Origin of the sequence: Planctomicrobium limosum (assembly GCF_051465645.1) — a bacterium.
GTDB lineage: Bacteria > Planctomycetota > Planctomycetia > Planctomycetales > Planctomycetaceae > Planctomicrobium.
Map to the genome: position 1 here is coordinate 3,255,552 of NZ_CP195790.1, position 13,505 is coordinate 3,269,056.

Sequence of the window (13,505 nt, forward strand, 5' to 3'; positions counted from 1 at the left end):
ATGTCACTTAATCAGACTGCTTTCATTGCGAAACTTCTGCCATGCTTTGGCGAGATACTTCGGCAAATCAGAAGCAATCAGCCCCTGCTCCGACAGATCCTGCGCTGCGAGGTCGCCTGCCAGACCATGCAGATACACTGCCAGTTGAGCTGCTTCAAAAGGAAGCATCTTCTGTGCAAGCAATGCCGTTGTCAGACCAGTAAGAACATCACCCGTTCCACCTGTGGCCATTCCGGCGTTGCCTGTTGTGTTCACGTAAATCCGCTCCCCATCGGTCACAATGGTGCGGTGCCCTTTCAGAACCAGAATCACATCGTGCTCTGCTGCAAACTGAATGGCGAGCTGCTCACGATTTGCCTGAATTGTCCGAGTGTCAGAACGAGTCAGCCGTGCGAATTCACCGGGATGAGGCGTCAGAATTCTGGGGCCAGCGTGCACGCTGAGACTGTCGGTCTGCTCCGCAAGACAATTCAGTGCATCGGCGTCGATCACCATGGGGACCGATGCTTCCTGATAAAGCGTCGTCACGAGCGAACGAACAACATCAGACGTTCCAATACCGGGGCCAATCCCCAAGGAATCTTTTCCAATCAGTTCCTGTTGAACCTGATCAAGAGCCGAGCCGATCAACTCTCCGGTGATATCCACATTCAGTGGAAGCGTGAGATACGAGGGCTCAATCGAACTGACGATGGAGACAACACTTCTCGGAACCGCAAGATAAACCAGTCCTGCGCCGCCACGTAATGCTCCTAATCCAGCCAGGGCAGCCGCCCCCGCCATCCCTGCCCGGCCTCCAACGATCATGACTCGACCGTACGTGCCCTTGTGAGATTCAGCAGGGCGAATCGGAATCGGAGGAAGAGTTTCCACACGGCGGATTGTCACTGTTCGCTCCCAATTTCCAGACGCCGCAGGAACTCGGCTTCGTCGATAATCTCCACGCCCAGTTCGACCGCCTTGTCGAGTTTACTCCCAGCGCTCTCACCTGCCACAACGAACGTTGTCTTCTTCGAGACACTCGCCGCAGCCTTCCCTCCTCGGGAATGAATCACATCCTTGATCTCGTCACGTTTAAACCGTTGCAAGGTCCCGGTGACAACAATCGTCATGCCGGAGAACGGCTTGTCAGCCGTATCGACCGGAGTGTCTCGTACGACTGGAGTACCAAAATTCAGCCCAAAGGTTCGCAGTTCTTCAACGATCTTTGTTCCGGCTTCCGAATGAAAGAAATTGGCGACCGACTTCGCGATGATCGGGCCAATCTCGTTGACTTCAGAAAGTGACTCCTCCGTCTGAACGCGAAGCTCATCCAGCGTCCCAAACGTGTCAGCGAGAATTCGTGCGTTATTTGTCCCGACATGACGAATGTTCAGCGCTGTGAGCAGCCGCCAGAGCGGTTGTTTCTTCGAGGCTTCGATTCCCGCCAGCAGATGGTCGACCGATTTCTCTCCGAGTCGTTCCAGTCCCACGAGTTGTTCACGATGCTCTTTTAATCGATAGACGTCTGCAAAACTCGTCAGGACCCCGGCATTGATCAACTGTTCGATGACCTTGATCCCCATGCCGTCAATCTCCATCCCCTGACGCGAGGCGAAGAACCGCAAGCTCTCGCGCAGCTGAGCCGGACAAGCAGGGTTCTGGCAGCGAATGTAAACGCCCCCTTCATCCTTCAAAACGGGTTCGCTGCACTCCGGGCAATGAGTGGGGAAAATGAAGTCAACTTCTTCACCTGTTCGCCGAAATTCCTCAACTCGCAGAACGTGAGGAATGACTTTCCCGGCCTTCTCGACGACGACCCAGTCATGGATCTTGATTCCCAGTCGCTGAATTTCTTCGTTGTTATGGAGGCTTGTTCGAGAAATCGTTGACCCGGCAATCAGCACTGGCTTCAGATGAGCGACAGGGGTAATTGTTCCCGTCTTGCCCACCTGAGTGACAATATTTTCGATCTGCGTGACCGCCTCGTACTTCTCCCATTTATAGGCGATCAACCAGCGTGGGCTTTTCGATGTATTCCCCAGCACTTCCCGTTGAGCAAACTGATTGACCTTGATGACAAGACCATCAACTTCGAACTCAAGGTGATGCAATGCCTCCATCATGGTCTGGCAATGTGCGAGTGTGGCCTCAATTCCTCGACAAACTTCGACATGCGGGGTAATTGGCAATCCGGCCGCTCGAACCCACTTCAAATAGTCGATGTGCGTTGTCTCATCGAACCCGATGTGATCCCCAATCCCGTGAGCCAGAAACCGAACTTTTCTCGCCGCACAGAGTTTCGGATCGAGAAGTTTCAGTGCTCCGGCCGTTGTATTTCTGGGATTCGCAAACGGTTCCTCATTGCGGCGTTCCTGCTCTGCACGAAGATGAGCAAAGTCCGCATTCGAGATATACGCTTCCCCACGAATCTCAACCCGTTCCGGTGGGTTCTCAAGATCCAGTCGCAGGGGCACGCCGCGCACTGTACGAGCGTTGTGCGTGATGTTGTCCCCTCGACGTCCGTCTCCACGTGTCACACCTTGTGTCAGGATTCCATTCTCGTAGATCAATGCGAGCGCGACACCATCGATCTTGTATTCGATGGCATATTCGACTTCGTCGAGAGTGAGGAGCTTGCGAACGCGTTGATCGAAGTCGCGAATTTCCCCTTCAGAAAAGGCGTTCTCGATCGAAAGCATCGGCTGACGATGTTCGACCGTCTGAAATGACGTGATCGGCTCGCCACCAACCTGATGCGAGGGGCTGTCGTCAGCATCGAACAGCGGATACTTACGCTCCAAATCCTGGAGACGCTTCATGAGCTGATCAAACTCCCGGTCGGTGATCTCCGGGGAAGCTTCGACATAATAGAGTCGATTATGACGGCGAATTTCTTGCCGAAGTTGATCAATTTCTTCTGCAGGTCCCATTGCCATATCAGATACTCAACTTCGCAGACCAGCAAATTTCAACAGTGGGCGAATGCGTTCCATTCTGAGTTCTCTTTTCGCAGATTTTCACAGGAAATGACAGTGCCACAAGCCCTGCTGTCCGCAGTTGTTGTTCGAGTTCTGTTTTCAATACCATGCATAACGATTTCGAGCGTTTTCAGAATCAGGCTCTGAGTTGCAGAGAACGCCTGATCACGTCGCGATCCCCTCTCACGCGACACGATGGTTCCGGTCCCCTTCCCAATTGAATTGCCACAATCTTGCCTCCCCATTCTTCTCCCTCTGATCGACCGACTCAGGCTCAATCGACTGATGTCGTGATTGTGGGAGGCGGCCTTGCCGGGATCGCAGCGGCCATTGGATTGTCTCAGGCCGGGATTCGCGTTCAATTGCTGGAAAGTCGCCCGACCCTGGGAGGCCGTTCGACGTCGTATGTGGACAAGGAATCCAGTGAGACGATCGACAATTGTCAACACGTGAGCATGGGGTGCTGTACGAACCTGAAATCGCTTTGCCAGCGACTCGGGATCGCCGACGCCTTTCGAACCGAATCGACTCTGTATTTCATTGCCCCCAACGGACAATGTACTCCCTTCGCTGCTGATCCCTTACCGGCCCCGTTTCACCTCACCCGTGCGTTCCTTCGACTGCCGTATCTGACGTTTCGAGAGAAGCGACTTTTCGCATTCGCTGTCCGAGCACTGGCCAAGGCCGACTCACAGGATCTTTCTGGAACCAGCTTCGCTGACTGGCTCAGAAGGCATCATCAAACTGATGCGCTGATTCAGAATGTCTGGGATGTCGTTCTGGTGAGCGCATTAAGCGAATCGCTGGAGCGCATCGATGCGAGTTACGCGAGAAAGGTCTTCGTCGACGGCTTCCTGAGACACGCTTCTGGATGGCAGGTCGAGATCCCTACGATTGATCTCGACGAGCTTTACTCCGTTCGGACCAGACACGCTCTCGAACAGGCAGGCGTCTCCGTCTCAGTTCAATCGCGAGTGGCGAAACTGAATCTAAGTCAAAACCTGAGTCAAAACACGATCAGCACTGTTGAACTTTCAGACGGTTCAACAATCGCCGCAGATCATGTGATCCTCGCCGTCCCTCAACACCAGATCGACAACCTGCTGCCTGAAGATGCCATCTTCGATGACCTTCGTTCTCGCGCATTACGCATGGAAACGGCTCCGATCACGAGTGTCCATCTCTGGTATGACCGCCCTGTCACCACGTTGCCCCATGCCGTTCTGGTGGGCCGACTGGGACAATGGTTATTCAATCGTGGAGAGCGAATCATTCACGGCAAACCTGCGTGGTATTATCAAGTGGTCATCAGTGCCAGCAGGCAGTTGAAAGCACAATCACAAGAGCAGGTCGTTGCCAGTCTTGATCAGGAACTTCAAGAAATCTGGCCGCAATCAGAACAGCCCTCGCGATCAAACACCAAGGCTGAAATTCTGCATTCCCGCGTCATCACAGAACGACGCGCTGTCTTTTCAGTCACTCCGGGAATTGATGAGTTGCGGCCATTACAGCAGACCGCGATTGGAAACATGCAGATCGCTGGGGACTGGACTCAGACCGGTTGGCCGGCCACGATGGAAGGAGCCGTCATCAGCGGATATCTTGCGGCCGAGAACATTCTCGCAAAACTAGGACGGCCCCAAAAATTGGTCGCTCCCGGTTTGCCAACGTCTTTCGGTGCTCGCCTGCTGCTGGGAATAAAATCTCCCTGAGATTTCAATCGCCCCTGCAGTTCATCATAGATTTACCCGTTCCTTCGGGAACTTGATTACCATTCAATCATGACGTACCAACAAACAAACCAACACGCCTGGGACCAGCTCGCCAAAGGCAAAAGCCAGTTTGCCGCAGTCGCAACCGATGCAGAATGTGCTCAACCGTTGCTGACGCTCGACAGTCGAGGGTGGCTGCCTGGTTCAGTCAAAGGCATGGAAGTCCTGTGCCTCGCTGCCGGCGGAGGATGGCAGTCCATCTTGTATGCGTCGGCCGGAGCACGCGTCACCGTCGTCGATATCAGCCCGGAAATGCTGAAGCTCGATACCGAACAAGCCCAGCGTCGGAATCTCGACATCCGTGTGATTCAGGCATCGATGGACGATCTTTCCCAGTTCGAAACCGCATCGTTCGACATCGTGCATCACCCTGTCAGTTCCTGCTACATCCCCAAAATTCGCACGGTGTATCAGGAAATCGCCAGAGTGCTACGGCACCGAGGTCTCTACATCAGCCAGCACAAGCAACCAGCAAGCCTGCAGATTTCTGAACGAAACCCACAGGACCAGTACGTCCTTGGGGTCTCGTATTACCACACTGATCCGCTTCCCGTCGTGAAAGACACAGCCTATCGAGAACCCGGCGCAGTCGAGTATCTGCATCGCTGGGAGCAACTCATCGGCGATCTCTGTCGATCAGGGTTGGTGATTGAAGATCTGGTTGAACCGCGTCGTGGCGATCCTCATGCACGACCAGGTCATTTTCGCCACCGAGGAATGTACGTCGCCCCGTATGTTCGCATTAAAGCTCGCCGTATCCGCGAGCAGGAACCGGAAAGCCGCTCACCAATCTGGGTCCCAGAGACATAAAGTGTTGTCGACTTTGTTTTGACGGGGTGTCGAACGATCTCCACAGGCACGTTGGCCTGTATTGAACAGGTTCTTCACCCGGTCAATTCACATTACATCACCGGTCGTCGCATGACCGGGGCCGGGCAACAGTCCTGAGCACAAAAATCGTGAGAGGGCCCGAACTCGCCGATCGCTTCGCGCGTTGTTCCACCTTGAACCCGTTCGACGATCAGCTTGACGACCATCTCGACAAACTGAGGGTGAGTCCCAACGGTTCCCGCCCGTTGCATTGGAAGGTTTCGTTCCTTGCAGAGATCAGCGGCTTCCGTATCAAGGTCGTACAGGACTTCCATGTGATCGGATAAAAACCCGATTGGAACAATAACCACGCCTTGAATCGAGTTCTCGGGAATCTCTCTCAGCACATCGAGAATATCCGGCTCCAGCCACGGATCTTCAGGGCGGCCGCTACGGCTTTGATACACAAGCTGCCAACGGTCCGCAGGCAGGTGAAGTTGCTCGGCAACCAGACGACAACTTTCTTCCAGCTGTGAGACATAGGCACTTGTATTCGACATCGAATGTGGAATGCTGTGTGCCGTGAAATAGACCTTAAAATCCGCTTGGGATTGAACCGGTAACCCAGCAATCGCATCCTGCACGCGAGCCACATTTGCTGCGATAAAATTCGGGTGATTATAGAACACGCGAATCTTGTCGATCACCGGGGCAGAGTCACCGGACTTTTCGCACGCATCCATGATGTTCTGACGATACTGCCTGCAACTTGAATAGGAACTGACTGCAGCCGTTACAAATGCCAGCGCTCGCTGGATCCCATCGCCCTTCATCTGTTCAACACAATCGGTCAACAGAGGATGCCAGTTACGATTGCCCCAGTAGACAGGAAGCCCGATTCCGATCTCCCGCAATCGTTTCTCAACTGCCATAATCAGCTCTCGGTTCTGCTGATTGATGGGACTGATTCCGCCAAAATGATAATAGTGCTCAGCGACGGCGAGCATTCGTTCACGTGGGACGTTCCGCCCCCTGAGAACATTTTCCAGAAAGGGAATGACGTCATCCCGACCTTCAGGGCCACCAAATGAAACAAAGAGAATCGCATCGTATTCAAGGTTCGACACTCAAGGCCTCATTTGCTTGAAATCCAGATCCGAGCGAAGGTTGCATTGATTGCAACCAGCTCAAAATTTCATTTACGTCAGCGAACAGAATCCCAGTTCACTCTTCCGGCACACCTGATTATTGTCCGCAGCGTTCTGTCGTCCACTCTGTCGATGAGAATTCCGGAATGTTCCTCCAGCTTTCATAAATTCGATCCCTTATTTCAGAACGCCTGAGCAGTTGAATCCCAGGTTGTTTCCCCTGTCTCCCTGATCGCAACTCTATGTCCCGTCTTTTCGTTGGAAATTTCTCATTTGAGCAGGCACAGGATGCCGGGTTCTCTCCGAGTCGATCGATTGCCCGATTCGAGGCGGAACTGGGATGCATCTGGCTCGCAATGACGAATCCCGATGACGAAATCCTGTCGGCTTGCCCATTTCCAGACGACTACCTGAACACGATGAAATCTCTGGGCTGCCGTCTCCCGAGAATTGTCTCTCCTGATGCACTTCAAGACTCACAGGCAACAGAGATCGTTCCCTGGGGCTGGACCCCAGCCGTTCGAAAGCTCGCGCAACGTTTAGACATTGCCATCCAAGCGCCGCCTCAGGAGATCGTTTGGCAAGTGAACTCACGAATCTTCTCACATGAGATCAGCACTGAATTGCAATGTGCTTTACCCGGCGAAGCAATCGTCACCTCGCTCCCTGAACTGATGCCGGTCATTCAAAAAAACTATCAGCAATCCGGCGGATGGGTCTTAAAACCCAATCTTGGTCAGGCAGGTCGCGGACAGATTCGCGGGAACTCCCCCTTTCTGACAGAAGGACAATTCGGCACCGTCCTACACATGCTCTCGCGCGGTGGATCAGTTGTTGTTGAACCACTCTTGCGGCGTCATTTTGAGGTCGGTTGCCAATGGGAAATCACACCACCGGATGAGACGGGTGCCTCACAGATCAATCTGCTGGGCATGACGCGGCTTTTGACCGATGAACAAGGCCGATATCGCGGAAACTGCCTGATTGGTGTTGAGATCAACCAGGCAGCGCGAGAAAATATACTGAGCGTCCAGAGATCAGCTGTCGAACGTATTGCCGAGACGGGATATTTTGGGCCAGTAGGGATTGATGCCATGCTTTACTGGAACGAAGAGAACCTCGCAGTACGCCCCGTTCAGGATATTAACGCACGCTGGACCATGGGACGAATGACACTCGAATGGGCCAAACGACTCGGAGCCTTCAACACAGACTCAAACAAGACCCTCGGAGGCTGGTACCATGCCGATCAGCCACCGGCAGCCGATGCAATTCCACTCTCACCTGCAGAACTTGACCAAATCCCGGTACGGTGCCGAACCTGGTGGTCGACGGCGACTCCTGTCGAATGATGATGAACGGAATTCTAAAACGGGTGTGAGATGAAGAATCTGAAATCACTCCAGACTGACGAACGCTTCGACAAAGGGTACGTCATCATTCTTCCTGGCATCGAAGGCAGAAGTCGGTTTAACAAGAACGTCGCCTGGGGACTGGCCGCAGCAGGTGTTCCATTCGGCATTGAAATTCATGACTGGACGTGGCGCATCTGCAAATGCCCCATGCTGCTGTATAACCTGCGGTCTCGCGGCTTGCACGAACGTCAGGCGGCCACGATTGCTTCAAAGATTTCCACCTATCAACAGAAGTGGCCCAATCGCCCGGTCTACCTCATCGGGCACTCCGGCGGTGCGGCTCTCACAGTCGAAACTCTTGAGCGAATGCCCCTTAGCAGTTCCATCTCAGGAGCAATCCTGCTCGGGTCGGCTCTGTCACCTGGCTACTCTCTCAAACAAGCGTTACGCCATGTTGACCGCAAAATCTGGAGTTTTTCCTCCTGGGGTGACTGCCTGTTTCTAGGACTCATCACCACCTTGGCAGGAACCGTCGATGGACGCCACTCCCCCAGTGCTGGCATGCTCGGCTCATCCGAACAGGACCTGACACGAGAAGATCAGGAGCGGTTTGAAGCATGTCCGTACCGGCGAGCCTACTTCCGTGACTGGAATTTTGGTGGACACTTTGGATTCACGGCTCGTCCTTTCGTTCAACGACACATTGCCCCGTTATTGCTATCTTGCCCGACATCCGCCGAAGCGATCTCTGATGCCGTCTGCGAGAATATCGGATTAAGAATCGCAAGCACTGGACTGCTGCGTTCGTCGCCCAATCCGTCGCTTTCTGAAAGAATCGATGTTGCCAGCGACTCTTGATTCACAACGACGCCGACATTCCTGCGAACAAACCCTTTCGGCCTGATCCCCTGTCAATCAATCCACTGCGGCGCGTATGATAGAGCTGTCTCTTGGGCATAACGATTTCCAATTCAATCGCAGTTCCCCAATGGAACAGAGTCACCCCTGAAGCCCAGCCGGTTCTCTGATCCCATTCTCGTTAGAATTTTTTGTGACAGAATCGTTTCCATTGATGTTCGTTTCTGACCGGCAATCCGCGTCCCCATTCGCGGAAGTTCATGCCGCATACGTCCATGTCCCATTCTGCATCCATCGCTGCGGATACTGCGACTTCACGGTCATCGCCGGCCGCGACGACCTGATGGACACCTATCTGGATTGCCTTGAACTTGAACTGCAAAGCAAGCTGCCAGCGCCACATCCTGTCCGCACATTATTCCTTGGCGGAGGGACTCCCAGCTATTTGCCGGCCGCGCAGATGGAACGCCTTTTTTCCATCCTGAAGAGTTGGCTTCCGCTCGAATCCGACGGCGAGTTTTCGATGGAATGCAACCCTGACGGCCTGAGTGATGACCGCATGGCAGTCATGCAGTCCGCCGGCGTGAACCGCGTCAGTCTGGGAGTTCAATCATTTCAGGCTGAGCACCTGCGGACCCTTGAACGAGCCCATTCGCCAGACGAGGTCGTGTCTGTTGTTGCACGCCTGCGGAAGCATCAATTCAAAAACGTATCACTCGATCTGATCTTCGGTGTCCCAGATCAAACGCTGCCGGAATGGAAAGAAACACTTTCTGCTGCCGTCAGCGTGATGCCGCAACACATCTCCACTTATGGCCTGACATTTGAAAAGGGAACCAGTTTCTGGTCTCGACTTCAGAAAGATCAGATTCAACCTGTCACGGAAGAACTCGAACGTGACATGTACGCGGAAGCGATGTCGTTCCTCCCTGGCCAGGGCTTCCGACAATACGAACTTTCGAACTTCGCGAAGCCCGGCTTTGAGTGCCGCCATAATCAGGTTTACTGGCGCGGCGAATCGTTCTTCGGCTTTGGCCCCGGTGCGGCCGAATTCATCAACGGGACACGGAATAAAAACCACCAGAGTGTGATCGGCTGGATTCAGCGGCTTCGAAACGGGCAGTCGCCGGTTCAGGATGTTGATCAACTCTCCCCTGACCTTCTTGCGAGAGAGGCCATCATGGTCGGGTTACGGCAGATTGAGGGAATCAACCTTGAAGCCTTTGCGACCCGATATCAGCAATCGGTGCGAGATCTGGCTCCCGAGGAGTTTGATCGGCTGATCGCCTCCAAACTCCTCGAATGCGACAACGGGTTCATCCGCCTCACGCCGGAAGGCCGATTTCTTGCCGACACCGTGATGTCAGAATTCTTTTAGACCATACCGATTCATGGCCCAGCCTCGCAGCAACTGTTGCATATTTACGACGCATTCCATTGCTTCAGCATCGCATCCAGCTTTGAGGAGGCTTGCCCGCGAGTCAGGATGGCATCGCAGCCAATGGACTTGGCCACTTCAAACAGATCAACTTTGACGTGCGGGCCAAATACTGTCAGGCGACATGGACTGGGAGCAGCTGCCCGAAGCGCGTGCAAATCTTCCGCACTCACCTGCTCCAAATCAACAATGACGTCGCGAGCGGTCCCGGCCTTCAATTGCTCAAGACACCCCGCCGTGGACAGACAGGTGCGCCCAACCAGCCCCGCCCGTTGCACTGCTCCGTGCAACTGACTCGAAAAGAAAAGGTCTTTGCACAGGACAAACACTGTTGGCTGCGGCTTCTGTTCTTCACTCATGCTGTACTCCCGGGATCTCGTCTGATCGGCGATGGATTCAGACGATTTCAAAACGACTCCGCAACGCAAACACTCAAGCGATTCCAGAATCCAGAGCAATTCAACATGACGAAAATCTCCTGACAAACACGTTCTGCCGAACTCCCCACAAAAAACAACTCAGATTGTTGAGGAAGTGCCTGCAATGCGGGAATTCAGATGAAAGATCGCTTGTTGACTTTGCTCATGCCGGATTACGCTTGCTTCTCCCACCGAGGATGGATCTCCTGCTCGTGAGATGCAACCTGACATGATAGCGCACCACAGATGGGCTTGAAAACGATAAAGTAAAGTTCCCACACTAATGAACTGGCAATCGACATCAACCTTCTTCGACGCGATCAATTGGACCAACGCTGGCCTCTTTCTATTGCTGACCCTCGGACACACAGCCATCTGGATTGCAGTCATCAACCGCCTGCATGGATTACCGTGGTCAAATTCAATCCTGAAACCGATTCGCCATATTCAGGATCTGGCCGTCGTCAGCTTTCCATTTCTTCTGACATGGTTTGTCGGATTGAATGGCCCACAACTGCTGCAAGGGGGAAGTTGGGCAGAATTGAACTGGACCTGGAGAGTCATCGTCACTCTTTGCAGTGTTGGCTTTCTCGGGCTGTTACATAAGGTCATTCGTCACAACTTCCTACCCGCTCCTCGCCAACTGGTTGAGGAGAAGAGGACACACGTTGACATTGCTGCACAACTGGGAAGCAAACCAATTGCCAATGGTCCTTATCTGATGCTGGCGAAACTCCCATGGAACGAGCAGTATCAGGTTGAGCTGACTGAAAAAACGATCGTCTTGCCGAACCTCCCCAGCGAGTGGGATGGCCTCGTCGTTCTTCATCTTTCGGACTGGCACTTTTCCGGAACAATCAGCCGGGAATACTTTGAATCTGTCACAGCATTGCTTCAAAAAGAGCCTGTCGATCTGATCTGCTTTTCTGGCGATCTAATTGACAACGCAGCCCTTATAGAATGGATTCCCGAGACACTGGGAAAGCTCAACGCCCGCTTCGGAAAGTTCTATATCCTCGGCAACCACGACTGGTATGGCGACACAGATGCAACGCGTCAATGCCTGAAAGATCTGGGTTGGACCGATGTTGCATCGACGGCCATCACAGAATCTGTGCTCGAAAAAACACTGATCGTCGGTGGGGACGAAACTCCGTGGATGGGAACACATCCAACCTTCCCGAAAACGGAGGGGTTTCGACTCTTACTCAGTCACACACCAGACAATTTCCCCAGAGCGTGCCGCGACGGAATCGACCTAGTCCTCGCCGGACACAATCACGGAGGGCAAGTTCGGCTCCCCGGCCTTGGGCCAGTATTCGCGCCCAGTATTTATGGCTGTAAGTATGCCTCAGGAACATTCTGGGCCGATTCGACTTTCATGCACGTCTCACGCGGACTGGCTGGAATCCACCCATTGCGGTTCCGCTGTCTCCCGGAAGTCACGCGTTTGACGCTCAAGTCTGCAAGCAACTCGAACTCGATGTCTCACCACTGAAGTCGCAGTTGAAAGCACATTCGGCAAGCTTCGGTAAGCCATCATCTCTGTGACCGGCACTTCAACGTTGCATCAGAGCGACATCGCGACCACCGCGATTTAACAAGACGTTAAGACACTGAATCAAAGCTGACGCCAAACAAAGCCTGATCGCCACCGCAGCCGAATGGCCAAAGGATTCCAAATTCCACATAAGCCATTGGCCTGAAATCAGTTGCACGACATTCACACTTCCCGCCTTTCAATTCTCGATGTTGTTTCCCGGGAACAGGCACTCTTTCTGCTGTTTTTCTACAACGTGATCGTTGTTGTCTGGGTCTCAGCAATCCAGTCCTCTGCAATGATTGCGATCCCAATACCTGAGTCGGACTGCCGAACTCCGACTCAGGTTTTCAATTCCGAGACGCTGACGTCATCGGACTCCCTGCGTCGGCTCGCTCACTTGAGTCCATCGCCGGGATCGTTGCTGCGCTAGAAGCAGTTGACACTTGTTGTTGTCGAACTGTTTGAATTTCTTTGCGCGCCGCTTTCTTTCTTGCGGCACCCAAATCGCAAGCAATAGGCACAACCGTTTTCGTGCAATCGCGTTGCGCCGACCCGAGGACTCGCAACAAAACACTCTGGCACGCCAGCTGCTTTTACTCATTGGCATCGAGACAACACCTCGGCAGGGTGTTCTCGTTCCGGTCAACTCACTGATTGTGCAACGACCGGCAGCAACCGCTCTCAAGAGCAGTTAGCTCGACCGCTGGACTGAAGGTGAGTGCTTCATGCTGATCTGCGCTCAATTCCTTTACGGCACCAGTCTGTCGCGCAGCTTGCATGTTGCTCTCAACACACAGGGATCGCACAGAGGAAATCACAATGAAGAACACAGTCGTAGCATTGCTCAATGATGAATCTGGTTTCATCGTTTCTGCAGAATTGATTCTCGTCGCCACGTTGCTTGTCATCGGACTCATCGTCGGGCTGAGCGAAATTCAGTACGCCGTTGTTCAGGAACTGAATGACGTTGCAGAAAGCATTGGGTCATTGAACCAAAGTTACACTTACACCGGCTTCACCGCCGTCAAACAAGGTGGACACATCAAGTCCCGTACAGTCGGCTCTTCATTCAACGACACTACCGATAGCTGTGACAACAACCAGTGCCAGTTGGGTTGCGATGGCCCGACATCAGAAGGCAGCAAAGGCGGCCACCACGGCCACAAATAATCGAATTCACGCTTGAGATGCAGTTGCTGCAC

General features: G+C 53.4%; 12 protein-coding genes. 8 read left to right on the forward strand and 4 right to left on the reverse strand.

Annotated elements, in window-relative coordinates; all coding sequences use genetic code 11:
* Window positions 1–3: 3 nt before the first annotated feature.
* Together SH527x_RS12205 and ligA are read right to left on the reverse strand one after the other, a co-directional pair.
* Complete coding sequence (locus tag SH527x_RS12205) at window positions 4–888, reverse strand: NAD(P)H-hydrate dehydratase (protein ID WP_437190959.1); 885 nt, start codon at window positions 886–888, stop codon at window positions 4–6.
* Entirely contained in the window at window positions 885–2,918 is a 2,034-nt protein-coding gene (ligA, locus tag SH527x_RS12210; RefSeq protein WP_437190960.1) for an NAD-dependent DNA ligase LigA, read from the reverse strand. The genes SH527x_RS12205 and ligA overlap by 4 nt, the downstream gene beginning before the upstream one ends.
* A 275-nt stretch (window positions 2,919–3,193) precedes the next feature.
* On the opposite strand from ligA, the gene hpnE reads away from it, so the two are divergent.
* The gene (hpnE, locus tag SH527x_RS12215; protein WP_437190961.1) at window positions 3,194–4,672 is read left to right on the forward strand and encodes a hydroxysqualene dehydroxylase HpnE; all 1,479 of its coding nucleotides are present in this window, start codon (window positions 3,194–3,196) and stop codon (window positions 4,670–4,672) included.
* Window positions 4,673–4,741: 69 nt separating this feature from the next.
* Window positions 4,742–5,542, forward strand: a complete 801-nt coding sequence (locus SH527x_RS12220) for a class I SAM-dependent methyltransferase (RefSeq protein WP_437190962.1) — start codon at window positions 4,742–4,744, stop codon at window positions 5,540–5,542.
* Window positions 5,543–5,634: 92 nt separating this feature from the next.
* Here SH527x_RS12220 and SH527x_RS12225 read toward each other — a convergent pair whose 3' ends face one another.
* The gene (locus SH527x_RS12225) at window positions 5,635–6,669 is read right to left on the reverse strand and encodes a ferrochelatase (protein ID WP_437190963.1); all 1,035 of its coding nucleotides are present in this window, start codon (window positions 6,667–6,669) and stop codon (window positions 5,635–5,637) included.
* Window positions 6,670–6,932: 263 nt separating this feature from the next.
* On the opposite strand from SH527x_RS12225, the gene SH527x_RS12230 reads away from it, so the two are divergent.
* The 3 genes from SH527x_RS12230 to hemW all read left to right on the forward strand — a co-directional run bounded on the left by SH527x_RS12230 (window position 6,933) and on the right by hemW (window position 10,281).
* Entirely contained in the window at window positions 6,933–8,042 is a 1,110-nt protein-coding gene (locus SH527x_RS12230; protein ID WP_437190964.1) for a hypothetical protein, read from the forward strand.
* A 30-nt stretch (window positions 8,043–8,072) separates the two neighbouring features.
* Complete coding sequence (locus tag SH527x_RS12235; RefSeq protein WP_437190965.1) at window positions 8,073–8,903, forward strand: hypothetical protein; 831 nt, start codon at window positions 8,073–8,075, stop codon at window positions 8,901–8,903.
* A 193-nt stretch (window positions 8,904–9,096) separates the two neighbouring features.
* Window positions 9,097–10,281 carry a radical SAM family heme chaperone HemW gene (gene hemW, locus SH527x_RS12240; protein WP_437190966.1) on the forward strand — a complete coding sequence of 395 codons (1,185 nt, stop codon included), beginning with the start codon at window positions 9,097–9,099 and terminating at the stop codon, window positions 10,279–10,281.
* A gap of 44 nt (window positions 10,282–10,325) precedes the next feature.
* Here hemW and SH527x_RS12245 read toward each other — a convergent pair whose 3' ends face one another.
* A complete protein-coding gene (locus SH527x_RS12245) occupies window positions 10,326–10,700 on the reverse strand; it encodes a hypothetical protein (protein WP_437190967.1) in 375 nt (124 codons plus the stop codon).
* Between the two features lie 343 nt (window positions 10,701–11,043).
* Between SH527x_RS12245 and SH527x_RS12250 the strand changes: the two genes are divergently transcribed.
* From SH527x_RS12250 to SH527x_RS12260, 3 genes are all read left to right on the forward strand, one after another.
* Window positions 11,044–12,258, forward strand: a complete 1,215-nt coding sequence (locus SH527x_RS12250) for a metallophosphoesterase (protein WP_437190968.1) — start codon at window positions 11,044–11,046, stop codon at window positions 12,256–12,258.
* Window positions 12,259–12,472: 214 nt separating this feature from the next.
* Window positions 12,473–12,733, forward strand: a complete 261-nt coding sequence (locus SH527x_RS12255; RefSeq protein WP_437190969.1) for a hypothetical protein — start codon at window positions 12,473–12,475, stop codon at window positions 12,731–12,733.
* A 389-nt stretch (window positions 12,734–13,122) separates the two neighbouring features.
* Window positions 13,123–13,473 carry a Flp family type IVb pilin gene (locus tag SH527x_RS12260; RefSeq protein WP_437190970.1) on the forward strand — a complete coding sequence of 117 codons (351 nt, stop codon included), beginning with the start codon at window positions 13,123–13,125 and terminating at the stop codon, window positions 13,471–13,473.
* Window positions 13,474–13,505 lie beyond the last annotated feature (32 nt).

Coding starts and splice junctions, on each gene's coding strand:
- SH527x_RS12245 (WP_437190967.1), bottom strand. CDS start 10,700: ATGAGTGAAGAACAGAAGCCGCAGCCAACAGTGTTTGTCCTGTGCAAA.
- SH527x_RS12250 (WP_437190968.1), top strand. CDS start 11,044: ATGAACTGGCAATCGACATCAACCTTCTTCGACGCGATCAATTGGACC.
- SH527x_RS12260 (WP_437190970.1), top strand. CDS start 13,123: ATGAAGAACACAGTCGTAGCATTGCTCAATGATGAATCTGGTTTCATC.
- SH527x_RS12220 (WP_437190962.1), top strand. CDS start 4,742: ATGACGTACCAACAAACAAACCAACACGCCTGGGACCAGCTCGCCAAA.
- SH527x_RS12230 (WP_437190964.1), top strand. CDS start 6,933: ATGTCCCGTCTTTTCGTTGGAAATTTCTCATTTGAGCAGGCACAGGAT.
- SH527x_RS12235 (WP_437190965.1), top strand. CDS start 8,073: ATGAAGAATCTGAAATCACTCCAGACTGACGAACGCTTCGACAAAGGG.
- ligA (WP_437190960.1), bottom strand. CDS start 2,918: ATGGCAATGGGACCTGCAGAAGAAATTGATCAACTTCGGCAAGAAATT.